Annotated in this window: 19 protein-coding genes and 1 other RNA gene; 8 read left to right on the top strand and 12 right to left on the bottom strand. The window is 70.2% G+C overall.

Annotation, left to right across the window (positions count from 1 at the left end):
- Positions 1–44: 44 nt before the first annotated feature.
- Both OED52_RS12555 and OED52_RS12550 read right to left on the bottom strand, forming a co-directional pair.
- Positions 45–1,298 (bottom strand): lipase family protein, encoded by a 1,254-nt coding sequence (locus tag OED52_RS12555; protein WP_264151217.1) that lies wholly within the window; start codon positions 1,296–1,298, stop codon positions 45–47.
- Positions 1,299–1,403: 105 nt separating this feature from the next.
- Complete coding sequence (locus tag OED52_RS12550) at positions 1,404–1,925, bottom strand: DUF1697 domain-containing protein (protein WP_264151216.1); 522 nt, start codon at positions 1,923–1,925, stop codon at positions 1,404–1,406.
- A gap of 55 nt (positions 1,926–1,980) precedes the next feature.
- Here OED52_RS12550 and rnpB point away from each other — a divergent pair.
- The 4 genes from rnpB to OED52_RS12530 all read left to right on the top strand — a co-directional run bounded on the left by rnpB (position 1,981) and on the right by OED52_RS12530 (position 4,919).
- Positions 1,981–2,391, top strand: an RNA gene (gene rnpB, locus OED52_RS12545) — RNase P RNA component class A.
- A 258-nt stretch (positions 2,392–2,649) separates the two neighbouring features.
- Complete coding sequence (locus OED52_RS12540) at positions 2,650–2,835, top strand: hypothetical protein (RefSeq protein ID WP_264151215.1); 186 nt, start codon at positions 2,650–2,652, stop codon at positions 2,833–2,835.
- Between the two features lie 25 nt (positions 2,836–2,860).
- The gene (locus tag OED52_RS12535) at positions 2,861–4,270 is read left to right on the top strand and encodes an RNB domain-containing ribonuclease (RefSeq protein ID WP_264151214.1); all 1,410 of its coding nucleotides are present in this window, start codon (positions 2,861–2,863) and stop codon (positions 4,268–4,270) included.
- Positions 4,260–4,919 (top strand): CHAP domain-containing protein, encoded by a 660-nt coding sequence (locus OED52_RS12530; protein ID WP_264151213.1) that lies wholly within the window; start codon positions 4,260–4,262, stop codon positions 4,917–4,919. The genes OED52_RS12535 and OED52_RS12530 overlap by 11 nt, the downstream gene beginning before the upstream one ends.
- A gap of 6 nt (positions 4,920–4,925) precedes the next feature.
- On the opposite strand, the gene pip is transcribed toward OED52_RS12530, so the two are convergent.
- From pip to panB, 3 genes are all read right to left on the bottom strand, one after another.
- Complete coding sequence (pip, locus tag OED52_RS12525) at positions 4,926–5,885, bottom strand: prolyl aminopeptidase (protein WP_264151212.1); 960 nt, start codon at positions 5,883–5,885, stop codon at positions 4,926–4,928.
- A 1-nt stretch (position 5,886) separates the two neighbouring features.
- On the bottom strand, positions 5,887–6,342 hold the full coding sequence (locus OED52_RS12520) for a hypothetical protein (protein WP_264151211.1): 456 nt from the start codon (positions 6,340–6,342) through the stop codon (positions 5,887–5,889).
- Between the two features lie 132 nt (positions 6,343–6,474).
- On the bottom strand, positions 6,475–7,335 hold the full coding sequence (panB, locus tag OED52_RS12515; RefSeq protein ID WP_264151210.1) for a 3-methyl-2-oxobutanoate hydroxymethyltransferase: 861 nt from the start codon (positions 7,333–7,335) through the stop codon (positions 6,475–6,477).
- A 137-nt stretch (positions 7,336–7,472) separates the two neighbouring features.
- Here panB and OED52_RS12510 point away from each other — a divergent pair, with 137 nt between their 5' ends.
- The 3 genes from OED52_RS12510 (at position 7,473) to OED52_RS12500 (ending at position 13,492) form a co-directional block, all read left to right on the top strand.
- Positions 7,473–9,032, top strand: a complete 1,560-nt coding sequence (locus OED52_RS12510) for an alpha/beta hydrolase (protein WP_264151209.1) — start codon at positions 7,473–7,475, stop codon at positions 9,030–9,032.
- Between the two features lie 85 nt (positions 9,033–9,117).
- Positions 9,118–10,452 carry a glutamine synthetase family protein gene (locus OED52_RS12505; RefSeq protein ID WP_264151208.1) on the top strand — a complete coding sequence of 445 codons (1,335 nt, stop codon included), beginning with the start codon at positions 9,118–9,120 and terminating at the stop codon, positions 10,450–10,452.
- A gap of 28 nt (positions 10,453–10,480) precedes the next feature.
- On the top strand, positions 10,481–13,492 hold the full coding sequence (locus OED52_RS12500) for a bifunctional [glutamine synthetase] adenylyltransferase/[glutamine synthetase]-adenylyl-L-tyrosine phosphorylase (protein WP_264151207.1): 3,012 nt from the start codon (positions 10,481–10,483) through the stop codon (positions 13,490–13,492).
- A 97-nt stretch (positions 13,493–13,589) separates the two neighbouring features.
- On the opposite strand, the gene katG is transcribed toward OED52_RS12500, so the two are convergent.
- On the bottom strand, positions 13,590–15,836 hold the full coding sequence (gene katG / locus OED52_RS12495) for a catalase/peroxidase HPI (RefSeq protein WP_264154685.1): 2,247 nt from the start codon (positions 15,834–15,836) through the stop codon (positions 13,590–13,592).
- A gap of 276 nt (positions 15,837–16,112) precedes the next feature.
- Positions 16,113–17,549 carry a type I glutamate--ammonia ligase gene (glnA, locus tag OED52_RS12490; RefSeq protein WP_264151206.1) on the bottom strand — a complete coding sequence of 479 codons (1,437 nt, stop codon included), beginning with the start codon at positions 17,547–17,549 and terminating at the stop codon, positions 16,113–16,115.
- Positions 17,550–17,760: 211 nt separating this feature from the next.
- Between glnA and OED52_RS12485 the strand changes: the two genes are divergently transcribed.
- Positions 17,761–18,237, top strand: a complete 477-nt coding sequence (locus OED52_RS12485; protein WP_264151205.1) for an RDD family protein — start codon at positions 17,761–17,763, stop codon at positions 18,235–18,237.
- A 95-nt stretch (positions 18,238–18,332) separates the two neighbouring features.
- Here the strand turns inward: OED52_RS12485 and OED52_RS12480 are convergent, their stop codons facing one another.
- The 5 genes from OED52_RS12480 to OED52_RS12460 form a co-directional block, all read right to left on the bottom strand.
- Complete coding sequence (locus tag OED52_RS12480) at positions 18,333–19,073, bottom strand: DUF4191 domain-containing protein (protein WP_264151204.1); 741 nt, start codon at positions 19,071–19,073, stop codon at positions 18,333–18,335.
- 81 nt (positions 19,074–19,154) lie between these two features.
- Positions 19,155–20,165, bottom strand: coding sequence for a lipoyl synthase (lipA, locus tag OED52_RS12475; RefSeq protein WP_264151203.1), 1,011 nt, complete (start codon positions 20,163–20,165; stop codon positions 19,155–19,157).
- 55 nt (positions 20,166–20,220) lie between these two features.
- Positions 20,221–21,000, bottom strand: a complete 780-nt coding sequence (lipB, locus tag OED52_RS12470; RefSeq protein WP_264151202.1) for a lipoyl(octanoyl) transferase LipB — start codon at positions 20,998–21,000, stop codon at positions 20,221–20,223.
- A 99-nt stretch (positions 21,001–21,099) separates the two neighbouring features.
- On the bottom strand, positions 21,100–23,184 hold the full coding sequence (gene sucB, locus OED52_RS12465; RefSeq protein WP_264151201.1) for a 2-oxoglutarate dehydrogenase, E2 component, dihydrolipoamide succinyltransferase: 2,085 nt from the start codon (positions 23,182–23,184) through the stop codon (positions 21,100–21,102).
- Between the two features lie 287 nt (positions 23,185–23,471).
- Complete coding sequence (locus OED52_RS12460) at positions 23,472–24,983, bottom strand: leucyl aminopeptidase (protein ID WP_264151200.1); 1,512 nt, start codon at positions 24,981–24,983, stop codon at positions 23,472–23,474.
- Between the last annotated feature and the right edge of the window lie 70 nt (positions 24,984–25,053).

Raw genomic sequence — 25,053 nt, 5'->3', positions numbered from 1 at the left:
AGGCGTTACACGGGCCGCAGAATTTTTTCCCGGACCCCCGGGTCTCAGGCCCCGCAGCCCGAGGCCGGAGGCTCGCCGGCGAACCGCTGGTCGAGCCAGTCCAGGCCCTCGACCAGCGACGGGAACATCCCGATCAGGTGCCCCGCACCGGTCTTGGTGAGCACCGGCGGCACGTCGTAGCGACGGTAGGTGACGTCGGCACCACCTGCGCACCACTTCGCGACCATGCCGTCGACGCCCTGCACGAGCACGAAGTCGTCGTTCGTGCTCTGCGCGACGAACACCGGGACCGACGGGATGCGGTTGCCCAGCCGCTGCTCCTCCACCACCGACGCCCACGGTTCGGTGTCGAGATGAGCGGCGATGGGACGGCCGTCGCGCGTGTACGCCGAGGTCGGCATGAACGGGTTCAGCAGCAGGGCGTCGAAGACGCACGCCGTCTCGGCACGCCGCAGGATGTCGAGGCCGGCATCGTTGAACACCGACAGCATCTCGTCGCGGTGCTCCGGATACGCCGAGACGAACCCGTCGACGACCCAACCGATGCCGCCGACCAGCGAGGATCCGTCGCCGGCGACCGCGAGGTCGGCGAGATCGGCGGGCGGTGAGCCGGCGACCGCGCCCACCACCGGCAGTTCCGGCGCGTACGACGCGAGGAGCTCGGCGGCGGACGCCGAGGACATCCCGCCCTGCGAGTAGCCCCAGAACGCGATCGGGCCGTCCGGATCCACCCCGAGCCCGTCGAGCGAGCGGGTGGCGCGGGCGAGGTCGAGCATCGCCCGGCCCTGCGATTCCCGGTTGAGATAGGGGTGCACACCCGGGGTGCCCAGACCCTCGTAGTCGGTGACCGCGACGGCGTAGCCGCGGGCGAGCATCGGCCCGATGTGGATGTACTCGTACTCCTGCCCGAAGGTCATGAGCTTCGACGGGGCGCACTGGTCGCCCATACCCTGGGTGCCGGGGCCGAGCACGACGGTGGGCCGCGGTCCGTCCCCGGTCCACGGCTGCGACGGGACGAGCACGGTGCCGACCGTCGCGACCGGGCCGCCGCGCGCGTCGGTGCTGCGGTACATCACGCGGGTCACCGACGCGTCGATCACCGCCGGAGTGTTCGGGACGACCGCGGCGACCGACGGGGCGGTGCGCAGGATCTCACCCGGCGCGGAGTCCTGGAAGGCGGCCGGTGGGGTGTAGAAGTCCGGTACCGGGTCGGCGTGGGCGTGTGTCACGCCCGTCGCTCCCGCCGCGACGAGAGTCGCGGCTGCGGCCGCGGCCAGCACTCCGGCACCGATGCGCATTCTGCCCCCTGTGTCCTCGTGGACGGGTCGTCGATGCGGGGGAAGATACCTGCAATCGGTATGCACGGTCGGGCAGATCACGGAAAATGGGACGAGCCGTCGTGATCAGAGCAGTTTCCGCAGGGTCTTCATGTTGCGGACCGTCGTCGTCGCCTTGTGCTTCGCCGAACCGGACCGCTTGCCGACGACGCTGTCGAGGGTGCGGCCCTTCTCGACCTGCCAGTAGAGGACGCCCTCGCCGGTCGCGACCTGCTCGAGCTGCGGGTCGAGACCGTCCGCGAGGGTGTCCAGTTGCGCGAGCACCGCCGGATCGGAGACGAGGACCACGTACGAGTGCCACCCCTCGCGGGTCTCGTCGAAGGGGAACGCGTCGACGACCCGCTCGAGGTACGACCGCTCCACGACGAACACGTGGGCGTCGTAGCCGAACCGTTCGGTCAGCGCCGCCTCGATCCGGGGCTCGAGGGTCTCGGGGGAGTCGGGCGACTCGAACAGCACGTTCCCGGAGGCGAGCACCGTGCGGACCTCGGTCAGGCCGAGCCCGGTGAAGACGTCCTTCAGATCCGCCATCCGGATCCGGATCCCGCCCACGTTGATCCCGCGCAGAAGGGCCGCATATCGAGTCATGGATGCACCGTAGTTGGCGACCGCGACAGGGCGGGGGCTAGTCTGGTCGAGCGAACGAGTCGGCCGGGCGGTCGCGGCACGGGGAACCGGCACCACACGGTGTCAGGCCCCGGGTCGAGGAAAGTCCGGACTCCACAGAGCAGGGCGGTTGCTAACGGCAACCCGAGGTGACTCGCGGGACAGTGCCACAGAAAACAGACCGCCTGCCCTTCGGGGCAGGTAAGGGTGAAACGGTGCGGTAAGAGCGCACCAGCACCCCGGGTGACCGGGGTGGCTCGGTAAACCCCGCCCGGAGCAAGGTCGAAGGGCGCACCGCTTGCGGTGCGTCTGCGCAGGTGTTCGAGGGCTGCTCGCCCGAGCCTGCGGGTGGACCGCTCGAGGTACCCGGCGACGGTGTGCCCAGATGGATGGCCGCCACCCCGCCCTCGGCGGGGGACAGGATCCGGCTTACAGGCCGGCTCGTTCGCTCACGCTCCCTGTCCCCACGCCGCGCATCCCGGCGGATCAGATCGGATCGATCACCAGCAGATGCGCCCAGTACGAGGACGCCTCCGCTCCCAGCCAGGGCAGCAACGTGTCGAAGAGGATGTAGGACATGAAGCGTGCTCCTTCGTCAATGCAGCGGATGTGCGTGTCGGACGACAGTACCTGCCGGGGGTCCGGCGCGGCACCTCCCCGGTGAGTTCCCCGCACACAATGCCGCTATTCGGGCACACTGGGAGCCATGAGCGACGACGACGGCTGGTACTACGACGTACGGACCGGGCAGGTCACCCAGGGCAAGGACCCCAACGCCCTCAACCGCATGGGGCCCTATCCGGACGAGGAGACCGCGCGACGCGCCCTCCAGATCGCCGCCGAACGGAACAAGGCGGCCGACGCGGCGGACGACGAGTGGCAGAACGGTTGAGCGCCGGGCGGGGTAGGTGACCACGGTGGTGACCACCCCCATCGTCTTCGCCCCGGCGATCGACTTCGCCGAGGTACGTGCCGAGTTCGAGCTGCCCGGCGACTTCCCGGACGACGCCCTCGCCGAGGCCCGCCTGGCCACGGACCGCTACGCGGACGCGCGCGAGGACCGCACCGACCTGCCCTTCGTGACCATCGACCCGCCGGGTTCGATGGATCTCGACCAGGCGCTGCACCTCGAACGCACCGCACACGGCTTCGTCCTGCACTACGCGATCGCCGACGTCTACGCCCTCGTCGAACCGGGCGGCGCCCTCGATGCGGAGACGCACAGTCGCGGGCAGACCTACTACCTGCCCGACGGGTCGATCCCGCTGCATCCGCGCGAACTGTCCGAGGGCACCGCGAGCCTGCTGCCGGGCGAGATCCGGCCCGCGGTGGTGTGGCGCATCGAGACCGACGAGCGTGCCGAACCCGTCGCGGTGCAGGTGCGGCGCGCCCTGATCCGTTCGGTCGCGCGGTTCGATTACGCCGGGGTCCAGCACGACGCCGACCGCGGCACGCTGCACCCCTCCATCGCCGCCCTGCCCGACTTCGGCCGGCTGCGGGAGGATGCCGCGCTGCGACGCGGTGCCATCGAACTGCGACTGCCCACCCAGGACGTCGTCGCCCACGGTGACGGCTGGAAGCTGCAGATCGAGCCCCGCACCGCGGCCGACGACTGGAACTCGCAGGTCTCGCTGCTCACCGGGATGTGCGCGGCACAGTTGATGATCGACGCGCGGGTGGGGCTGCTGCGCACGTTGCCGCCCGCCGACCCGGAAGCCGTCGCCGCGCTGCGCCGCACTGCCGGGTCGCTCGGCGTGCGCTGGCCCGCCGACCTCGGTGTCGGTGCGTTCCTCGCCGGACTCGACGCGAACGCCCCCGAGACCCTGGTGCTGATGAGCGAGGCCCCGCGGCTGCTGCGCGGCGCGTCCTACACGGCGTTCGACGGCGAGTTGCCGTCGTCCACCCTGCACGGCGCGATCGGCGCGCCCTACGCCCACGTCACCGCGCCGCTGCGGCGCCTGTCGGACCGCTACGCCACCGAGGTGTTCCTGGCCGTGTCGGCCGGCGGACCGGTGCCCGCCCCGGTCCGTGAGGAACTCGCGACCCTCCCGCGCATCATGTCGTCCACCGACTCGCTCGCGGGCAAGGTCGACCGGGCCTGCATCGACCTCACCGAAGCGGTGGTCCTCGGTCCGCGCGTCGGGGAGATCTTCGAGGCCACGGTGCTGAAGGAGGCCACGGACCGTCGCGACGCGGAGGTGTTCGTCGCCGCCGAGACCGTGATCGGTCCGTGCGGAGGTGCCCCGGAGGAAGGCCGCACCGTACCGGTCCGGCTCACCCTCGCCGACCCGCGGGCCCGCAAGATCCGTTTCGACCATGAACGCTGAGCCGTCGGGGAGCGCTGAACCGTCGAGCGGTGAGCCGTCGAGCGGAGCGCCCGCGCGGCGGCGACCGGTGTTCGTCGCCGCCGTGGTGGTGCCGGTGCTCGCTGCCCTGGCCCTGCTGGTGTGGTCGCTCGCCCCGCACCGGTTGCTCCCCTGGGACAGCGCCGACTTCCCCGAGATCGACCGCGCGGCACTGACGTCGACCCAGTTGCGGATCGTCGACCTGCTCGCCGACCAGCACGACGCGCAGCATCCCGGCACCTTCTACTCGGAGGGCGTCGAGGAACCCTGGTGCGCCGACTTCGTCAGCTGGGTGATGCGGGAAGCCGGTGTGCCGCTCGCGAATCCGCACTCAGGGCACTGGCGCATCCCCGGCGTGTACACCCTGCAGGAGTACTACGAGCAGACCGGGCGCTTCGAACCCGCGGGCAGCGGTCACCGGCCGCAGGTCGGCGATGTGGTGCTGTACCACAGCGCCGTCGGGTTCGGGCAGCGCGAACACACCAACATCGTCGTCGCCGTCGACGGGGACCGCGCGATCACCGTGGGCGGCAACGAGATGGGCCGTATCCGCGTGCACGAACTCGACTGGGCCGGCGACGGTGCCGTCGTCGGCTTCGGCCGGCTCCCGGAGCAGCCGACCGCGGACTGATCCGGGTCAGCGGAACCCGTCGGTGGCCTCGAGCAGATGGTGGGCGATCCCCGGCTCGTGCGCCGAGTGCCCGGCGTCGTCGACGACGATCAGCCGCGACGACGGCCACGCCCGGTGCAGATCCCACGCGCTGCGGGCCGGACACACCACGTCGTAGCGGCCCTGCACGATCACCCCCGGGATGTCCTGCATCACATCGATGTCGCGCAGCAGCTGCCCTTCGTCGAGGAACCCGCGGTGGTGGAAGTAGTGGTTCTCGATGCGGGCGAACGCCAACGCGAACCGCGACTCGGCGGTCTCGGCGACCCGCTCGGGATGCGGCAGCAGGGTGCTCGTCGCGCCCTCCCAGGTGGACCACGCCACCGCCGCGTCCAGCGCGACCCGCGGGTCGTGGGAGTGCAGCAACCGGTGGTAGGTGTCGACGGGATGCTCGCCCGGTTCCGCGGCCGCGAGCGGCGCGCAGAAACCCTCCCAGGCCTCCGGGAACACCTGTCCGGCACCGCCGTTGTAGTACCAGTCGATCTCGCTGCGGCGCAGCAGGAAGATGCCGCGCAGCACCAGTTCGGTGACCCGGCCGGGATGACGCTGCGCGTACGCCAGGGCCAGCGTCGACCCCCACGACCCGCCGAACACCATCCACCGTTCCACCCCGAGGAACACCTGCAGCCGCTCGATGTCGGCGATCAGGTGGTCGGTGGTGTTGACCGACAGATCGGCGCCGTCGGCGACGTGCGGCAGCGAGCGGCCGCAGCCGCGCTGGTCGAACAGCACGATGCGGTAGGCCTGCGGATCGAAGAACTGCCGCTGGTTCGGCGAGGTGCCCCCGCCGGGACCGCCGTGCAGGAACACCACCGGCTTGCCGTCCGGGTTCCCGCTCTCCTCCCAGTACAGCTGCTGGCCGTCGCCCACGTCGAGCATGCCCGTGGCGTGCGGTTCGATGGGCGGGTACAACTCGCGCAGCGCCATGTCAGAACCCCACCAGGCCGGACGCGAGATCCGGGATCTCCAGGGACCGGATCGCTTCCTCGCGCACCTCGGGGCACTGCGCGGAGGTCGCCGCGTCGATGCGGCTCCGGTCGCCCGCGAGCGCGAACAGATCGATGCCGTTCGCCGCACCCCATTCGCCGACGAGGATGTTCAGGCCCCCGCGGCCGATCGACGGGGTGTAGGTGCGCCAGCTCTGCAGCTGGGCCTCCATCCGCGCGCACAGGTCGGCGGTCTGCGCCTCGGTGAAACCACCCGCCCCGGCCTCCTGGGAACCCGACGGGACCGACGGCGCCGCGGCCGAGGTCGACTGCGTCGTCGCCGGGGTCCCGGTGGACGTTCCGGCCGGTGCCGGTTCCTGGGACGGCGAGCACGCCGCGAGCAGCCCGGTCAGCGTGAGCGCGGCGACGAGGGGGACGGGACCGGAACGGATCTGCATGGACACCTCACGGGTCGTGCGGGCGGGTCGCCGTCGAGTCTGCCACCGATCCGTGCACTGCCCGGAAACGCTCGGGACACACGGGTGAGGGGCAACACCGCGATGCGATGGTGCCCCTCACCCGGATCGGTCTCAGAAGGAGTGTTCGGGTCCCGGGAAGGTGCCCTGCGCGACCTCGGCCGCGTACTGGGCCGCGGCACTGCGCAGTTCGTCGCCGACCTGCCCGAACTTCTTGACGAACTTGGCCGTCTTGCCGCTGGTGTAGCCGGCCATGTCCTGCCAGACCAGCACCTGCGCGTCGCACTCGTTGCCCGCGCCGATGCCGACGGTCGGGATGCTCAGCTTGCGGGTGACCTGCCCGGCCAGCTCCGCCGGCACCATCTCCATCACGACGGAGAAGGCACCCGCCTCCTGCACGGCGATCGCGTCGGCGACGAGCTGCTCGGCGCCGTCGCCGCGGCCCTGCACCCGGAACCCGCCGAGCGAGTTCACCGACTGCGGGGTGAAACCGATGTGGGCCTGCACCGGGATGCCGGCCGCGGTGATCGCCGCGATCTGCGGAGCCATCCGCTCGCCGCCCTCGAGCTTGACGGCGTGCGCGCCACCCTCCTTCATGAACCGCACGGCGGTCGCGAGCGCCTGCTCGGGCGAGGCCTCGTAGGTGCCGAACGGCAGGTCGGCCACGACCAGAGCGTTGGGTGCACCGCGCACCACACCCCGGACGAGGGGGAGGAGTTCGTCGACGGTCACCGGCACGGTGGTGTCGTAGCCGTAGACGACGTTGGCTGCGGAATCGCCCACGAGCAGGACCGGGATACCGGCCTCTTCGAAGATGCGGGCGGTGGAGTAGTCGTACGCGGTCAGCTCCGCCCAGCGGCGGCCCTCGGCCTTCATCGCCTGCAGGTGGTGGACTCGCGTCTTGCGCTTGGGGGTGTCGGCCGGGGCTGCAGCGGAAGCCGCGCCACCGTATACGGACGTCACGTTGTCGGACATCGCTGTCCCTTTCTTCCTCGAGGCCCTCTGGGTCCCCGGGTCGGGTGATGACTGTCTCAGTCTGCCAGCCCGCTCCGAGGGTTCGAAGGGGACATGGCGGTGCGATTGGTCACATCGTCGCGTGGCACGATCGGAGCGTGGTTATCCCTGCTCGCACGCGTCTGCGCCGTCTGTCCGTCCCCCTGACCGTCCCCCTGTTCGCCGCCGCGGTCGCGCTCACCGCGTGCAGCGCGTCGGCCGGTGATCCCGGACCGTCGACGGCGGGGGTCGTGCCCGGCCTCGAGCGCTTCTACGAGCAGCCCGTCGACTGGGAGTCCTGCACCGGCTACGGCGACGACGGCCCCTATCTCGCGCGGCAGGGCGTGGAGTGCGCCCGCATCACCGTGCCCCTCGACTACGAGGACCCCGACGGCCGCACGATCACCCTCGCGCTCTCCCGGGCCGAGGCGACCGGGGACCGGATCGGCGCGCTGCTCGTCAACCCCGGCGGCCCCGGCGCCTCCGGACTGTCCTCGGCGCTCACGGCCGACGGCACCACCCTCGGGGACCGGTTCGACGTCGTCGGCTTCGACCCCCGCGGCATCGGGGTGTCCGACCCCGCGGTCCGCTGCCTCACCGACGCCGAGTTCGACGCCGAGCGGGCCCTCGACGACGGCGACACGAGCCCGGAGGGCATCGCCGAAGCGGAGAAACACAACCGGGAGTACGCCGAGCTGTGCGCCGACCGCACCGGCCCCGACGTCCTCGCCCATGTCGGCAGCCGCGAGGTGGTCCGGGACATGGACGTGATCCGCGGTGTCCTCGGCGAGGACACCCTGAACTTCCTCGGCTACTCCTACGGCACCCGGCTCGGCACCCTCTACGCCGAACGGTTCCCCGACCGGGTGCGGGCGATGGTGCTCGACGGTGCCATCGACCCCGAGCAGGACCCGGTCGAGGAGATCGTGCTGCAGGCGGAGGGATTCCAGAAGGCCTTCGACGAGTTCGCCGCCTATTGCGCCGGGTACGCCGACTGTGCGCTCGGCTCCGACCCGGCCCGGGCCACCGAACGGTTCCGGGCGCTGGTCGATCCGCTGATCGCCGCGCCCGCCCCGACCACCGACCCGCGCGGCCTGACCCACCGCGACGCGATCACCGGGGTGCAGCAAGGGCTCTACTCGCCGTCGCTGTGGGGGACGCTGCGCGGCGGGCTCACCTCCTTGGCCGTCAGCGGCACCGGCGACTCGCTGCTGCAGCTCGCCGACCTGTACGAGGGGCGCAACGACGACGGCACCTACAGCAACATCACCGACGCCTTCAACGCGATCCGCTGCGTCGACGACCCGCCGGTGACCGACCGGGCCCTCGCCGGGGAACTCGACACCCGTTTCCGGGCCGCGGCGCCCTTCCTCGACGACGGGCGCGGCAACGGCACCGCGCCGCTCGACGTCTGCGTCTTCTGGCCAGTGCCCGCGACGGGCGAGCCGCACACCCCCGAGGTGCCCGGACTGGCCCCGGTGCTGGTGGTGTCCACGACCGGTGATCCGGCCACCCCGTACGATGCCGGCGTGGAACTGGCGGCCCGCCTCGGCGGCGCACTGGTGACCTTCGAGGGCACCCAGCACACCGTCGTCCTCGACGGGGAGGGGTGCGTCGACGATGTCGTGACCCGCTATCTTGTCGATCTGCAGGTGCCCGATTCGGACCCTCACTGCTGACCGGATCGGGATGTGAGCGACACGCCATCGATCAGAGGTGGCGGATGTAACACGGAATTAACGGATAGTGCCTAGTCTCGCCAGTATGGATCGCCAGAAGGAGTTCGTGCTCCGCACCCTCGAAGAGCGCGACATTCGGTTCGTGCGTCTGTGGTTCACCGACGTCGTCGGCACCCTCAAGTCGGTGGCGATCGCGCCGGCCGAACTGGAGGGCGCCTTCGAGGAGGGCATCGGCTTCGACGGTTCGGCCATCGAAGGGTTCTCGCGCATCTCCGAGGCCGACATGGTCGCGCGACCCGACGCCACCACCTTCCAGGTGCTGCCCTGGACGGACGATCGCGGCCACCAGTACTCGGCCCGCATGTTCTGCGACATCACCATGCCGGGCGGCACCCCCGCCTGGGCCGACCCGCGGCACGTGCTGCGCCGCCAGCTCAACAAGGCCTCCGACCTCGGCTTCAGCTGCTACGTGCACCCCGAGATCGAGTTCTTCCTCGTCGAGGAGGGCCCCAACGGTGTGCCGGTGCCGGCCGACAACGGCGGCTACTTCGACCAGTCGGTGCACCGCTCGGCGCCGCACTTCCGGCGCCACGCCATCGACGCCCTCGAATCCATGGGCATCTCGGTGGAGTTCAGCCACCACGAGACCGCGCCGGGCCAGCAGGAGATCGACCTGCGCTACGCCGACGCGCTGTCCATGGCCGACAACGTCATGACCTTCCGCTACGTGGTCAAGGAGATCGCGATGCAGGAGGGTGTGCGGGCGACCTTCATGCCCAAGCCCTTCCACGAGCACGCCGGCTCCGCGATGCACACCCACATGTCGCTGTTTGAAGGCGAGACCAACGCCTTCCACGATCCCGACGATCCGCTGCAGCTGTCGGCGACCGGCAAGGCGTTCATCGCCGGCATCCTCGAGCACGCCAACGAGATCAGCGCCGTCACCAACCAGTGGGTGAACTCCTACAAGCGCCTGGTGCACGGGGGAGAGGCCCCCACCGCCGCGTGCTGGGGTCCGTCGAACCGCTCCGCGCTGGTCCGCGTCCCGATGTACACCCCGAGCAAGGCCTCGTCGCGCCGCGTCGAGATCCGCACCCCCGACTCGGCGTGCAACCCCTACCTGACCTTCGCGGTGCTCCTAGCCGCCGGCCTGCGCGGCATCGAGAAGGGCTACGAGCTCGCCCCCGAGGCGGAGGACGACGTGTGGTCGCTGACCTCGGCCGAGCGCCGGGCGATGGGCTACCGCGAGCTGCCCACCGACCTCGACATCGCGCTGCGCGAGATGGAGAAGTCCGAGCTCGTCGCGGAGACCCTCGGCGAGCACGTCTTCGACTACTTCCTGCGCAACAAGTGGCGGGAGTGGGAGAACTACCGCAGCCAGGTCACCCCGTACGAGCTCGAGCAGTATCTGGGGCTGTAAACGCGGTGGAGTCGAACGCGGTGGAGTCGTGGTGAGGCCACCCAGCGGGCGTTCGGCGATTCCCGGTCCCGGTCGGCTCGGCCTCGTCGAGCCGACCGCGGCCGCCGAACTCGCCCAGCTCGGCTGGAACGACGTCGGCAGCATCGAGCTGCTGTGGGCGCTGTCCCGCGCCCCCAACGCCGACCTCGCCCTGCGCACCCTCGTGCGCTTGTCCGAGGCCCTCGGTGACGAGTGGACCGAACTCGATACGGCGCTGCGCTCCGACACGGGCCTGCGCGGCCGGCTGTTCGGTCTGTTCGGGTCGTCCTCGGCGCTCGGCGACCACGTCGTCGCCCACCCCGACCGCTGGCGGATGCTCGCGGGCACGGTGGACCTGCCCGACAAGCACACCTTCACCGCGCGGATGCTCGACAGCGTCGACGCGGTGCCCGAGCCCGAGGGACGTCCCGGGCGGCTGATCCACCGCGCCGGGATCACGGGTCCGGACGCGATCTCCGCACTGCGCACCACCTACCGCGACCAGCTCATGCTGATCGCCGCGGCCGATCTCGCCCCCGTCGTCGAGAACGAACCCGTCCTGCCCTACCTGCAGGTGGGGGCACTGCTCGCCGACCTCGCCGACGCGGCGCTCACCGCGGCGCTCGCGGTGGCCGTGTCCACCGTGGTGCCCGAGGGACCGTGCCCCGTCGACCTCGCCGTCATCGCGATGGGCAAGTGCGGCGCGCGCGAACTCAACTACGTCAGCGACGTCGACGTCGTCTTCGTCGCCGAACCGGCCGATTCCAAGGCGAGCCGGATCGCCGCGGAGATGATGCGCATCGGCAGCGCGGCCTTCTTCGAGGTGGACGCCGCCCTGCGTCCCGAGGGCAAGCGCGGAGAACTCGTGCGCACCCTCGAATCCCATGTCGCCTACTACAACCGGTGGGCCAAGACCTGGGAGTTCCAGGCGCTGCTCAAGGCGCGGCCGATGACCGGCGACCTCGACCTCGGCCGCCGCTACATGGACGCGCTGAGCCCCATGGTGTGGACGGCCTCCGAACGCGAGGACTTCGTGCCCGACGTGCAGGCCATGCGGCGGCGCGTCGAGGAACTCGTGCCTGCCGACCTGCGTGAGCGCGAACTCAAACTCGGCCGCGGCAGTCTCCGCGACGTCGAGTTCGCGGTCCAGCTGCTGCAACTGGTGCACGGCCGCGTCGACGAGTCGCTGCGCGTGCCCAACACCGTCGAGGCGCTCGCCGCGCTCGCCGACGGGGGATACGTGGGCCGCGAGGACGCCGCGAACCTGCGCGCCTCCTACGAGTTCCTGCGGCTGCTCGAACACCGGCTGCAGCTGCAGCGGCTCAAGCGCACCCACACCCTCCCACCGCCGGAGGACCGGGAGGGACTGCGCTGGCTCGCCCGCGCCGCTCACATGCGCCCCGACGGACGCAAGGACGCGCTCGGGGTGCTCGAGTCGGAGATCAAGCGCAACACCTCGCGGATCCGGAAGCTGCACACCCGCCTGTTCTACCGGCCGCTGCTCGAATCGGTGGCCAAGCTCGACAAGGAGGCGCTGCGGCTGTCGCCGGACGCCGCCGTCCGCCAGCTCGCCGCTCTCGGCTACAGCGCGCCCCAGCACGCGATGGAACATCTCGCAGCGCTGTCCGGGGGCGCCTCCCGCAAGGCGCGGATCCAAGCGCTGCTGCTGCCGCAGTTGCTCGAATACCTCGGGGAGACCACCGATCCCGACGCCGGCCTGCTCGCCTACCGGCGACTGTCCGACGCGCTCTACGACAACGTCTGGTTCCTGCGGGTGCTGCGTGACGAACCGGCCGTCGCCGAACGTCTCATGACGGTGCTCGGCTCGTCGGCCTACGTCTCGGAACTGCTCGTGAAGTCGCCGGACGTCATCCGGTCCTATGCCGACGGCCCCACCGGTCCGCGGCTGCTCGAACCGAACCCGCCGGAGGTCGCCCGCGCGCTCGTCACCTCGTCGGGCCGCTACTCCGATCCGGTGCGCGCGATCGCCGCGGCACGGTCGCTGCGCCGGGCCGAACTCGCGCGGGTCGCGAGCGCCGACATCCTCGGCATGCTCGACGTGCCGCAGGTGTGCCGGGCGCTGTCGAGCGTGTGGGCCGGGGTGCTCCAGGCGGCCCTCGACGCGGTCGTGCGGGCCTCGGAACAGAGCCGCGGACCGGCACCCGCCCGCATCGCCGTGATCGGCATGGGCCGACTCGGTGGCGGCGAACTCGGTTACGGCTCCGACGCCGACGTGCTGTTCGTGTGCGATCCGCTGCCCGACGCCGACGAGACCGACGCCGTGAAGTGGGCGACCAGCGTCGCCGAACAGGTGCGGCGCCTGCTCGGGGCGCCGAGCACCGACCCGCCGCTCGAGGTGGACCTCGACCTGCGGCCCGAGGGACGCAGCGGCGCGCTGGTGCGCAGCCTCGCCTCCTACCGCGCCTACTACTCGCAGTGGGCCGAGGCGTGGGAGGTGCAGGCCCTGCTGCGTGCGCACGCGGTCGCCGGCGATCCCGATCTCGGGTTGGAGTTCCTGCGCATGATCGACACCGTGCGCTATCCCGAAGGGGGAGTGTCGCCGGAGGCGGTGCGGGAGATCCGGCGGATCAAGGCCCGCGTCGACTCCGAACGGTTGCCGCGCGGCGCCGACCCCGCCACCCACACGAAGCTCGGCCGCGGCGGCCTGGCCGACATCGAGTGGACCGTGCAGCTGCTGCAGCTGCAGCACGCGCACCGCATCGAGTCGCTGCGTAACACCTCCACCCTCGAGACGCTCGACGCGATCGGCGCGGCGGAACTGCTCAGCGCGACCGACGTCGAGCTGCTGCGCACCGCGTGGATCACCGCGACGCACGCCCGCAACGCGCTGGTGCTCGTGCGTGGCAAGCCGACCGACCAGCTGCCCGGACCGGGACGGTTGCTCGAGGCGGTCGCGCGGGTCACCGGGTGGCGCGGGGAGGACGCCTCGGAGTTCCTCGACCAGTACCTGCGGATCACCCGCCGGGCCCGCGCGGTGGTCGAGCGGGTGTTCGGGGCGTAACGGCCCCCGCGAGGAGGGTGCCGTCCCACCGGGACTCGGCACGAACGACGGAGCCACCTGCCGGGTGGGCAGGTGGCTCCTGTCATGATCCGGGTGATCAGTTGTGCAGGTCGAACCGGTCCAGTTCCATCACCTTCGTCCACGCCGCCACGAAGTCGCGGACGAACTTCGGTTCGGCGTCGTCGGCCGCGTACACCTCCGACAGCGCCCGCAGCTGCGAGTTCGCGCCGAAGACGAGATCCACCGCGGTGGCGGTGTACCGGACCTCGTCGGTGCCGCGGACCCGGCCCTCGTAGACGCCCTCGCTCGACTCCGACACCTTCCACTCGATGCCCATGTCGAGCAGGTTCACGAAGAAGTCGTTCGTCAGCTGCTGCGGCCGGTCGGTCAACACACCGTGCTTGTTGCCGCCGTGGTTCGCGCCCAGCGCACGGAACCCGCCGGTGAGCACCGTCATCTCCGGGGCGGTGAGGGTGAGCAGGTTCGCCCGCTCGAGGAACAGCTTCTCCGGCGGCAGCTTCTCACCCGCACGCAGGTAGTTGCGGAAGCCGTCGTGCTTCGGTTCGAGCACCGCGAACGACTCGGCGTCGGTCCACTCCTGGGTGGCGTCGGTGCGGCCCGGGGAGAACGGCACCGTGATGTCGTGACCGGCGTCGCGGGCGGCCTTCTCTACCGCCGCGCAACCGCCGAGGACGATCACGTCGGCGAGGGACACCTTCTTGTTGCCCGTCGCCGAGCCGTTGAACTCCTGCTGGATCCGCTCGAGCACCGGCAGCACCCGGGCGAGCTGCTCGGGCTCGTTGGCCTCCCAGTTCTTCTGCGGTTCGAGCCGCACCCGGGCGCCGTTCGCGCCGCCGCGCTTGTCGGTGCCGCGGAAGCTCGCCGCCGACGCCCACGCCGTCGCGACCAGCTCGGGGATCGTCAGGCCGGAACCGAGGATCGACTCCTTCAGCGACGCGATGTCGCCGTCGTCGATCAGTTCGTGGTCGACCTCCGGAACCGGGTCCTGCCAGATCTGCGGCTCCGGGATCCACGGCCCGAGATAGCGGGAGATCGGACCCATGTCGCGGTGCAGCAGCTTGAACCACGCCTTGGCGAACTCCTGCTCGAGTTCCTCCGGATGGTCGAGCCAGCGGCGGGTGATCTCGCCGTAGATCGGGTCGTAGCGCAGCGCCAGGTCGCTGGTGAGCATGCCCGGGGCGTGCTTCTTCGTCGGGTCGTGTGCGTCGGGCACGGTGCCGGCGCCGGCGCCGTCCTTCGGCGTCCACTGCCACGCACCGGCGGGGCTCTTGGTCTTCTCCCACTCGTAGGCGTAGAGGGTCTCGAGGAAGGAGTTGTCCCACTTCGTCGGGGTGGGCGTCCACGTCACCTCGAGGCCGCTGGTGATCGTGTCGCCGCCCTTGCCGGTGCCGTAGGAGTTCTTCCAGCCGAGGCCCTGCTGCTCGAGCGGGGCGGCTTCCGGTTCGGGTCCGAGGTTGTCGGCCGGACCGGCGCCGTGCGTCTTGCCGACGGTGTGCCCGCCGACGATCAGCGCGGCCGTCTCGACGTCGTTCATCGCCATCCGCGCGAACGTCTCGCGGATGTCGCGCCCCGAGGCGAGGATCTCCGGATTGCCGTTCGGGCCTTCGGGATTGACGTAGATCAGACCCATCTGGACGGCGCCGAGCGGGCCCTGGAGCTCGCGGTCGCCGGCGTAGCGCTCGTCGCCGAGCCAGGTGTCCTCCGGGCCCCAGAAGACCTCGTCGGGTTCGTAGATGTCCTCGCGGCCGAACGCGAAGCCGAAGGTCTTGAAGCCCATCGACTCGTAGGCGCAGTTGCCGGCGAAGACCAGCAGGTCGGCCCAGGACAGGGCACGGCCGTACTTCTTCTTGATCGGCCACAGCAGACGTCGTGCCTTGTCGAGGCTGACGTTGTCGGGCCAGCTGTTGAGCGGCGCGAACCGCTGGGCGCCCTTGCCGCCACCGCCGCGGCCGTCGGCGATGCGGTAGGTGCCGGCGGAGTGCCAGCTCATGCGGATGAACAGACCGCCGTAGTGGCCGAAGTCCGCCGGCCACCAGTCCTGCGAGTCCGTCATCAGGTCGATGAGATCCTGACGGAGGGCCTCGACGTCGAGCTTCTCGAACTCCTTCCGATAGTCGAAGTCCGGTTCCATCGGGTTGGACAGGGACGAATGCTGGTGCAGTACCGACAGGTCCAACTGCTCCGGCCACCAGTCCTGGTTGGTCCTGGGGCGGTGCCGGGACGGTTCGGGGGTGGGGACTGCCGGGTTCTCGCTTTCGGACACTGCGGGTTCCTTCCGGATAGGACCATGTGAGGGCTGTGATCGCGAGGCCTGTCCGTGCAGAGCAGGTGGGGCATGGGCCTCCGAGACCTCACTATGACGCACTTTTCTGGAATCGGTCGCGACTTTGGGGAGATCCGCAGGAGGGGACCGCAGTGTCCGTACCATCCGCGTCCGCGCCATCCGCTCACGGTTTCGTCCTCCGCCGCGACGATTGCTGCAGCGGACAGCGAAGGATGTAGCGACCGGCCGGGGACGTCCCGGAAACGGCGAAGGCCGCCCACCCGGAACGGGTGAGCGGCCATCGGCAGCGGACTCGACGCAGGAGCCCGAACGAACTCAGCAGTCGAAGTACAGCTGGAACTCGTAGGGGTGCGGACGCAGGTTGACCGGGGCGATCTCCTGCTCGCGCTTGAGCGAGATCCAGGTCTCGATCAGGTCGGTGGTGAACACGCCACCCTCGGTCAGGTAGTCGTGGTCCTTCTCGAGGTTGTCGATGACGTCCGCGAGGCTGGTGGGGGCCTGCGGGATGTTCTTGGCCTCCTCCGGCGGGAGCTCGTAGAGGTCCTTGTCGACCGGGGCGAGCGGCTCGATCTTGTTCTTGATGCCGTCGAGGCCGGCCATCATCTGCGCGGCGAAGTTCAGGTAGGGGTTACCCGAGGAGTCCGGCGCGCGGAACTCGAGGCGCTTGGCCTTCGGGTTGTTGCCCGTGATCGGGATACGGACGGCGGCCGAACGGTTGCGCTGGCTGTAGACCAGGTTGATCGGGGCCTCGTAGCCCGGAACCAGACGGTGGTAGGAGTTGATCGTCGGGTTCGTGAAGGCGAGCAGCGACGGCGCATGGTGCAGGATGCCGCCGATGTACCAGCGGGCGAGGTCGGACAGGCCCGCGTAGCCGGCCTCGTCGTGGAACAGCGGCTTGCCGTCCTTCCACAGCGACTGGTGGACGTGCATGCCCGAACCGTTGTCACCGAAGAGCGGCTTCGGCATGAAGGTGGCGGTCTTGCCGTTCTTCCACGCCGTGTTCTTGACGATGTACTTGAACAGCTGCAGGTCGTCGGCCGCGGCGAGCAGCGTGTTGAACTTGTAGTTGATCTCGGCCTGGCCGCCGGTGCCCACCTCGTGGTGGCCGCGCTCGAGCTCGAAGCCGGCGAGCTGCAGGTTGGTGGAGATCTCGTCGCGGAGGTCGACGTAGTGGTCGTACGGCGCGACGGGGAAGTAGCCACCCTTCGGGCGGACCTTGTAACCGCGGTTGGGGGTGCCGTCGGCGTTGTACTCGACGCCGGTGTTCCAGGAGCCCGAGATCGAGTCGAGCTCGTAGAACGCGCCGTTCATCTTCGAGTCGTAGGAGACGGAGTCGAAGATGTAGAACTCGGCCTCGGCACCGAAGAAGGCGGTGTCGGCGATGCCGGTCGACTTCAGGTACTCCTCGGCCTTGCGGGCGACGTTGCGCGGGTCGCGGGAGTAGGACTCACGCGTGAAGGGATCGTGGACGAAGAAGCTGACGTTCAGGGTCTTGGCGGCACGGAAGGGATCGATCCGAGCGGTCGTCACGTCCGGGAGCAGGAGCATGTCCGACTCGTGGATGGACTGGAAACCGCGGACGGACGAGCCGTCGAACGCGAGGCCGTCCTCGAAGACATCCTCGTTGAACGCCTTCGCGGGGATCGAGAAGTGCTGCTCGATGCCGGGCAGGTCCGTGAAGCGGATGTCGACGTATTCGACTTTCTCGTCCGCGATGAACTTGATGACCTCTTCGGCCGAGGTGAACGCCACGCTTGTGCTCCTTCATTCGGTGCGCGCCATGGGTGCTGGGCGCCTGCGTCGGATCAGACGTTATGGATATGGTGTTGCCCGTCCATCAAGCCTATGTTTCGGCGGTGTTACACCTGTCGAAGTCCTGCTGTGAGGCCCGGATTGTGGTATAACTCACCGCGGTAGCACGGCCTTGGTCATGGTCCGCACGTGACAGCCTATCCTGGACCCTATGGCACGCATGACGGGTAGCTGGCTTTCGGGGCCCTCCGCGGCACTCCCCAAGGGACAGCAGCAGGAGCAGGACTACCCCGGACAGATGCTCGGTCTCCCGGAGTCCGGTCCGGGTTCGATGGTCACCAGCCTCCGGCGCACCCTCGCGCTCGTCATCGACTGGTTCATGTCGATGACGATCGCTTCCGCGCTGGTGGCGGGCAACCCCCTGGAGAGCTCGCAGATCTCGGCGTACACCCTCATCGTGTGGTTCGTCGTCGGCGTCGCGTGCGTGAGCCTGTTCTCCTTCACCCCCGGCCAGTTCATCGCCGGGCTGCAGGTGGTCCGCGTGGACCGGCCCGTCCGCGTGGGCATCGTGCGGGCGCTCGCCCGTCAGCTCCTGCTGGTGTTCATCGCGCCCGCGCTCGTCACCGACGTCGACGGCCGCGGCCTGCAGGACCGCGCGACCGGCACCGCCGTCGTCCGCTCCCGCTGACCCCGTCACGCTCCCACGACCACGCTCCTACGACGAAGGCCGCGCCCATCCCCGAGGGATGAGCGCGGCCTCCGTCGTGGATGCCCGCGTGGATGTCAGCGGCGACGCATCGTGCGCTGCACGCTGCGCATCTTCGCGCCGGGAGGAAGCGGGCCCTTGGGCATCGCCGGACCGGACTTCTTCGAGCTGAGCGCCGACAGGCGTCCCTCGATGGTGTCCATGCGCTTGGTGTCGATGTTGCGGGGCAGCTTGTTCAGACGCTTCTGCAGCTGCGACAGCGGCACCTGGCCCTCGTCGTTGCCGACGACGAACTCGTAGATCGGGGTGTCGCCGACGAGCCGCGCGACCCGCTTCTTCTCCTGCGCCAGCAGGCCCTTCACGCGACCCGGATTGCCCTCGCCGACGAGGATGACGCCGGGACGTCCGATCACGCGGTGCACGGCGTCGAGCTGGGTGGTGCCGGCGACCGCCTGCGTCACGCGCCACGCGCCCTGCAGGTTGTCGAGAGCCCAGGCCGCGGCTCCGGCCTGGCCCTCCGCCTTGGCGTAGACGGTCTTCTGCACGCGGCGGCCGAAGATGATGAACGCCAGCAGGACACCGACGAGGATGCCGACGGGCAGCAGGAACCACTGGATCCCGAAGATCAGGCCCACGAGGAAGAAGACCACGATCGAGGCGACCAGCGCTCCGATCATCCACGGCAGGAGGAGCTTGTCCTCCTTGCGCTGGATCTGGAACGCCTGCCACAACTGGGTGCGACGCTCCTTCGACGCCTGCTTCCGTGCGGCTTTCGCCGCTGCCTTCGCTTCCTTGTCGGTGTTGCTGCCCTTGGCCATGCCACAAGGATACGGCCCCGGTGAGGGCGCGATTACCACCACCGGGGCCGTACCGGAAAGCCGCGACGAGCGGCTCGGACGTCAGTCGCCGAAGCGGGCGAGCACGGCGCTCGCCTCCTGCGAGGCGGTGCCCTCCTCGGCGAGATGTGCCAGCGCCGGGGACAGTTCGCGACCGTGCCGGGCCATCGCCTGCGCGTAGAGGCGGCCGGCGCGGTAGGACGAGCGCACCAGCGGTCCGGCCATCACACCGGCGAACCCGATCTCTCGGGCCTTCTCGGAGTGCTCGACGAACTCCTGCGGCTTGACCCACCGTTCGACGGGATGATGCAGCGGCGAGGGCCGCAGGTACTGGGTGATGGTGATGATGTCGCAGCCCGCGTCGTGCAGGTCCTGCAGCGCCTCGGTGACCTCCTCGGGGGTCTCGCCCATACCGAGGATGAGGTTCGACTTGGTGACCAGACCGAAGTCGCGGGCCTGGCGGATCACGTCGAGCGACCGCTCGTAACGGAAGGCCGGGCGGATGCGCTTGAAGATGCGCGGCACGGTCTCGACGTTGTGCGCGAGTACCTCGGGACGCGACTCGAAGACCTCCTGCAGGAGGTCGGGCTTGCCGTTGAAGTCGGGGATGAGGTTCTCGACGCCCGTGCCCGGGTTGAGTTCGTGGATCTGCCGCACGGTCTCGGCGTACAGCCAGGCACCGCCGTCGGGCAGGTCGTCGCGGGCGACACCGGTGATGGTCGAGTAGCGCAGTCCCATCGAGCGCACCGACTCGGCGACCCGGCGCGGTTCGTCCCGGTCGAGTGCGGTGGGCTTACCGGTGTCGATCTGGCAGAAGTCGCAGCGCCGCGTGCACTGCTCGCCACCGATGAGGAAGGTCGCCTCCCGGTCCTCCCAGCACTCGTAGATGTTGGGGCAGCCGGCTTCCTCGCAGACCGTGTGCAGACCCTCGCGTCGCACCAGGCCCTTGAGGTCGGTGTACTCCGGGCCCATCTTCGCCCGGGTCCTGATCCAGTTGGGTTTGCGTTCGATCGGCGTCTGCACGTTTCGGGTCTCGATCCGCAGCAGCTTGCGTCCTTCTGGGGCCACAGTCACGACCTCGATCGTACGCCGCTCGTCACGCCCGTATCCGGCCGGGGAGCGGGCCCGGTCAGAACCGGTGAGTAGTGAATTCGGGCGTGGAGGACGGGCTTCCGGCGCGACGCGCGGCCTCCTCGAAGGTGACCCGCTCGATGTCGCACTCGGTCACGGGGATTCGGCCGTCGAGTGCAGCGATGACGGCCTCGGTGACCGCGGGGATCATCTCGTCGACGGTGACGTCGCGGCCGAGCTCGCGGCTCAGCGACGCCACCCCGGCATCGCGGATGCCGCACGGCACGATCGCGTCGAAGGCGTCCAGCGCCGCATTGCAGTTGAGTGCGAAACCGTGCATCGCGACGCCGCGCTGCACCCGGATGCCGATGGCGGCGATCTTGCGTTCGGGCAGCCACGTGCCGTCGCGCATCTCGGCCGGCAGCCACACACCGGAGCGTCCCTCGACGCGTCCGCACACCAGTCCCATCTCCGTGCACACGTGGATCAGGGCCTGCTCGATGCGGCGCACGTAGCCGACGACGTCGATCGGCTCGGCGAGCCGCACGATCGGGTAACCGACGAGCTGACCGGGACCGTGCCAGGTGATCTTGCCGCCGCGGTCGACATCGATGACCGGGGTGCCGTCGGTGGGCCGGTCGGCGTCCTCGGTGCGGCGCCCCGCGGTGTAGACGGGCGGGTGCTCGAGCAGCAGCAGCGTGTCGGTGCCGACACCCTCGGCACGCTCGTTCGCGAGCTCGCGCTGCTTCTCCCACGCCTCGAGATAGTCGACCGTTCCGAGACGGGCGACGGTGACCGGCGTCGAATCGAAACGGGCGGAAGACGAGGGATCGCTCATGTTTCCGAACTCTACGCCGCGGGGGTGCGGACGCGAGCGGGGGCACCGCCTCTCGGCGATGCCCCCGCTACGAGGTTCCGGTCGTGTCCGGTTCCGGGACTACAGGCCCAGATCGGCCTCGAACGCACCTTCCTCGAGACGATGCTTGATCGTCTTGAGGAAGCGGCCCGCGTCGGCGCCGTCGATCAAGCGGTGATCGTAGGTGAGCGGCAGGTAGCACATCGAGCGGACGCCGATGGACTCGTTGCCGGTCTCGTCGATCACCACGACCGGGCGCTTGACGATCGCGCCGGTGCCGAGCATCGCGGCCTGCGGCGGCACGAGGATCGGGGTGTCGAACAGTGCGCCCTGGCTGCCGATGTTGGTGATGGTGAAGGTGCCACCGGCCAGCTCGTCGGGCTTGAGGCCACCGTTGCGCGCACGGTCGGCGATGTCGGCGATCGCCCGGGCCAGCTCGGCCAGCGACAGGTCGCCGGCGTTGTGGATCACCGGGGAGAGCAGACCCTGCTCGGTGTCGACCGCGATGCCGAGGTTCTCGGCGGCGTGGTAGGTGATCTCCTTCTTGCTGTCGTCGTACGAGGCGTTGACGTTCGGATGCAGACGCAGCGCCTCGACGACCGCCTTCGCGAAGAAGGGCAGGAAGGTGAGGTTGACGCCCTCGCGCTCCGAGAAGGCCTTCTTCGCCTCGGCGCGCAGCTGCGCGATCTTGGTCACGTCGACTTCGAAGGTCTGCGTGAGCTGCGCGGTGGTCTGCAGCGACTCGAGGGTCTTCTTCGCCGTGATCTGGCGGATGCGGTTGACCTTCTGGGTGGTGCCGCGCAGCTTGGCGAGCTCGGGGCGCACGCCCGGCAGCGGACCGGCCGGAGCGGCGGCCTTCTTCTCGCCACCGGCGGCCTTACTGCCCTCGGCAGCGGCCAGGACGTCCTGCTTGCGGATGCGGCCACCGACGCCGGTGCCCTGGACCGTGGACAGGTCCACGCCGTGCTGGGCGGCGAGCTTGCGGACCAGCGGCGTGACGTACGGGGTCGCACCGCTCGGAGCGGACTGCTGCGCGGCCGGGGCCGGGGCCGCGACCGGCTTCGGCGCCGGGGCCGGGGCGGACTGCTCGACCTTCGGAGCCGGGGCGGGAGCAGCCGGCTCGGCCTTCGGGGCGGGAGCCGGAGCGGGCTTCCCCTCGGCGGCCGGGGCCGGGGCGGGAGCAGCCGGGGCGGTCTCGGCGGCGGGTGCCTCGGAGCCGATGACGGCGAGCTGTCCGCCGACCTCGACGGTCTCGTCCTCCTGGGCGGAGATCTCGACGAGGATGCCGGCCACGGGGGAGGGGATCTCGGTGTCGACCTTGTCGGTGGAGACCTCGAGGAGCGGCTCGTCGACGGCGACCTCGTCGCCGACGGACTTCAGCCAGCGGGTGACGGTGCCTTCGGTGACCGACTCGCCGAGCGCCGGCATGGTGACCGGGGTGCCCTCGGCGCTGCCGCCCGAGGTGGGGGCGGGCGCGGACGGAGCCGGAGCCGCTTCTGCGGCGGGCTTCTCCTCGGCGGCCGGGGCCGGGGCGGGAGCAGCCGGGGCGGTCTCGGCGGCGGGTGCCTCGGAGCCGATGACGGCGAGCTGTCCGCCGACCTCGACGGTCTCGTCCTCCTGGGCGGAGATCTCGACGAGGATGCCGGCCACGGGGGAGGGGATCTCGGTGTCGACCTTGTCGGTGGAGACCTCGAGGAGCGGCTCGTCGACGGCGACCTCGTCGCCGACGGACTTCAGCCAGCGGGTGACGGTGCCTTCGGTGACCGACTCGCCGAGCGCCGGCATGGTGACCGGGGTGCCCTCGGCGCTGCCGCCCGAGGTGGGGGCGGGCGCGGACGGAGCCGGAGCCGCTTCTGCGGCGGGAGCCGGAGCGGCCTCGGCGGCCGGAGCCTCGGCGGCGGGCGCGGGGGCGCTGCCGGCGGACTCGCCTGCCTCACCGATGACGGCGAGCTCACCGCCGATCTCGACGGTGTCGTCCTCCTGCGCGACGATCTTGATCAGCACACCGGAAGCGGGCGAGGGGATCTCGGTGTCGACCTTGTCCGTGGAGACTTCGAGCAAGGGCTCGTCGACTTCGACCGTGTCTCCTTCCTGCTTGAGCCATCGCGTGACAGTTCCCTCGGTGACGCTCTCACCAAGCGCTGGCATCTGGACGGAGAAGGCCATGTCTGTTGACTCCTCGACGGTTGTGTTCGTGTGTGTTGAGTTGTACCGACTCGTGGTCTCCGACCATTGTGTGGTCGTCGACCATTCTGCGCGGGGGAAGGCCCCCGTGCCTGCTGGTTCACGTGTTCGGTCGGGCCGATACCGGCGAGGCATGGCCCCTCTCATCCTTGCACCTATCTTTCGGTGACGTTCGGGGAGGGGCGGATCACCTCACAGCGGCGCGTCCGTTGTTGCCGATCACACCGGTTCCCTCCCTTCCGCGGGAGGGGAGGGAACCGGTAGGAAGATCATCCGCGCTCGGCGACGTCCTCGATGACCGCGAGCATCGTGCGGACCGGGACACCGGTGCCGCCCTTGCCCACGTAACCGTAGGGACCACCCGTGTTGAAGGCAGGGCCGGCGACGTCGATGTGGGCCCACTGGACACCCTCGGCGACGAACTCCTTCAGGAAGATCCCGGCCGTGAGCATGCCGCCCCAGCGGTGCGGGGAGACGTTCGCGAGATCGGCCACGCGGGACTCGAGGTCGCCGCGCAGTTCCTTCGGGAACGGCATGGGCCAGCCGTTCTCGCCGACCTCCTGCGACAGCGCGGCCACGCGATCGCGGAACTCGTCGTGTCCCATGACGCCCGGGGTGCGGGTGCCCAGCGCGACCATCTGCGCGCCGGTGAGGGTCGCGGTGTCGATGAGGTAGTCCGGTTCGTCCTCGCAGGCCCGCACGATCGCGTCGGCCAGAATGAGGCGGCCCTCGGCGTCGGTGTTGATCACCTCGACGGTCGTGCCGCCGTACTGCGTCAGGACGTCACCCGGACGCTGCGCCGTCGCCGACGGCATGTTCTCGGCCATCGGCACCGTGGCGGTGACGTTCGCACCGACCCCGAGCTTCGCGGCGAGCACCACGGTCGCGACGACCGCGGCCGCACCGGCCATGTCGGAGGTCATCTGCTCCATGCCCGCGGCCGGCTTGATGGAGATGCCACCGGTGTCGAAGGTGATGCCCTTGCCCACCAGCGCGACCTTCGGGGCCTTGCGCTTCTTGGCCGTGTACGACAGGCGCACCAGGCGCGGCGGCCGCGACGAGCCCTTGCCGACGCCGATGATGCCGCCGAAGCCCTGCTTCTCGAGGGCCTTCTCGTCGAGCACCTCGACCTTCAGACCTGCGGCCTCGCCCAGCGCCTTGGCGCGCTCCGCGAACTCGGCGGGGTACAGGTGGCTCGGCGGGGTGTTGACGAAGTCGCGGGCGATCGCGACGGCCTCCGCGACCGCGACGGCGCGCGTCAGCGCGGCTTTGGCGGCACGGTCCCGGGTGGACGGGACGAGCAGTTCGACACGAGCGACCGGGCGGGCGTCCTCCTTCGGCGCGGACTTCTCCGAACGGAATTCGGTGTAGGTGTACGCACCGAGGGCGAATCCCTCCGCGGCGGCACCGAGGTCGACGGCCGACAGGATGGTCGCGACCGTGCCGACCCCTGTCAGGGCGCGCGCGGCGGCACCGGCGGAGCGGCGGACCTGCTCGGCGTCGATCCGGTCGGCGTCACCGAGACCGACCGCCAGGACGCTCGCCACGGGTAGCGAGGCCGGTGCCGGGACGCGGGTCAGCTCCTCGCTGCGGCCCTTCGCGCCCACCGCCACCACCGCGTCGAGCACCTCACCGAGGATCTCCTCGTCCACCGGTGCGTTGCCGGCGAGGATCTCGGGGGTCCCGTCGGAGGAGGTCAGGCCGACGACGAGAACGTCGGCTCGCTTCGATACCGATCCGGCGAGAACGAGTTCGGGGAGGTCGGGGCTCGGTGCACTCACAGGGCGTCTCCTTGAAGCAGTAGCGGCGACAGGACATGTCGTCGGCGGGAACGACTCGATGCTAGTGACC

Origin of the sequence: Rhodococcus sp. Z13 (assembly GCF_025837095.1) — a bacterium.
Taxonomy (GTDB): Bacteria; Actinomycetota; Actinomycetes; order Mycobacteriales; family Mycobacteriaceae; genus Rhodococcus; species Rhodococcus sacchari.
This window is presented reverse-complemented; position numbering and strand designations above follow the sequence as displayed.

What these genes read in the sequence shown, in the direction of transcription:
- pip (WP_264151212.1), bottom strand. Translation starts at nt 5,885, where the DNA reads ATGGCGCTGCGCGAGTTGTACCCGCCCATCGAACCGCACGCCACGGGC.
- OED52_RS12555 (WP_264151217.1), bottom strand. Translation starts at nt 1,298, where the DNA reads ATGCGCATCGGTGCCGGAGTGCTGGCCGCGGCCGCAGCCGCGACTCTC.
- OED52_RS12485 (WP_264151205.1), top strand. Translation starts at nt 17,761, where the DNA reads ATGGCACGCATGACGGGTAGCTGGCTTTCGGGGCCCTCCGCGGCACTC.
- panB (WP_264151210.1), bottom strand. Translation starts at nt 7,335, where the DNA reads ATGTCCGACAACGTGACGTCCGTATACGGTGGCGCGGCTTCCGCTGCA.
- OED52_RS12480 (WP_264151204.1), bottom strand. Translation starts at nt 19,073, where the DNA reads ATGGCCAAGGGCAGCAACACCGACAAGGAAGCGAAGGCAGCGGCGAAA.
- OED52_RS12540 (WP_264151215.1), top strand. Translation starts at nt 2,650, where the DNA reads ATGAGCGACGACGACGGCTGGTACTACGACGTACGGACCGGGCAGGTC.
- OED52_RS12520 (WP_264151211.1), bottom strand. Translation starts at nt 6,342, where the DNA reads ATGCAGATCCGTTCCGGTCCCGTCCCCCTCGTCGCCGCGCTCACGCTG.
- OED52_RS12505 (WP_264151208.1), top strand. Translation starts at nt 9,118, where the DNA reads ATGGATCGCCAGAAGGAGTTCGTGCTCCGCACCCTCGAAGAGCGCGAC.
- OED52_RS12550 (WP_264151216.1), bottom strand. Translation starts at nt 1,925, where the DNA reads ATGACTCGATATGCGGCCCTTCTGCGCGGGATCAACGTGGGCGGGATC.
- OED52_RS12530 (WP_264151213.1), top strand. Translation starts at nt 4,260, where the DNA reads ATGAACGCTGAGCCGTCGGGGAGCGCTGAACCGTCGAGCGGTGAGCCG.
- sucB (WP_264151201.1), bottom strand. Translation starts at nt 23,184, where the DNA reads ATGGCCTTCTCCGTCCAGATGCCAGCGCTTGGTGAGAGCGTCACCGAG.
- lipB (WP_264151202.1), bottom strand. Translation starts at nt 21,000, where the DNA reads ATGAGCGATCCCTCGTCTTCCGCCCGTTTCGATTCGACGCCGGTCACC.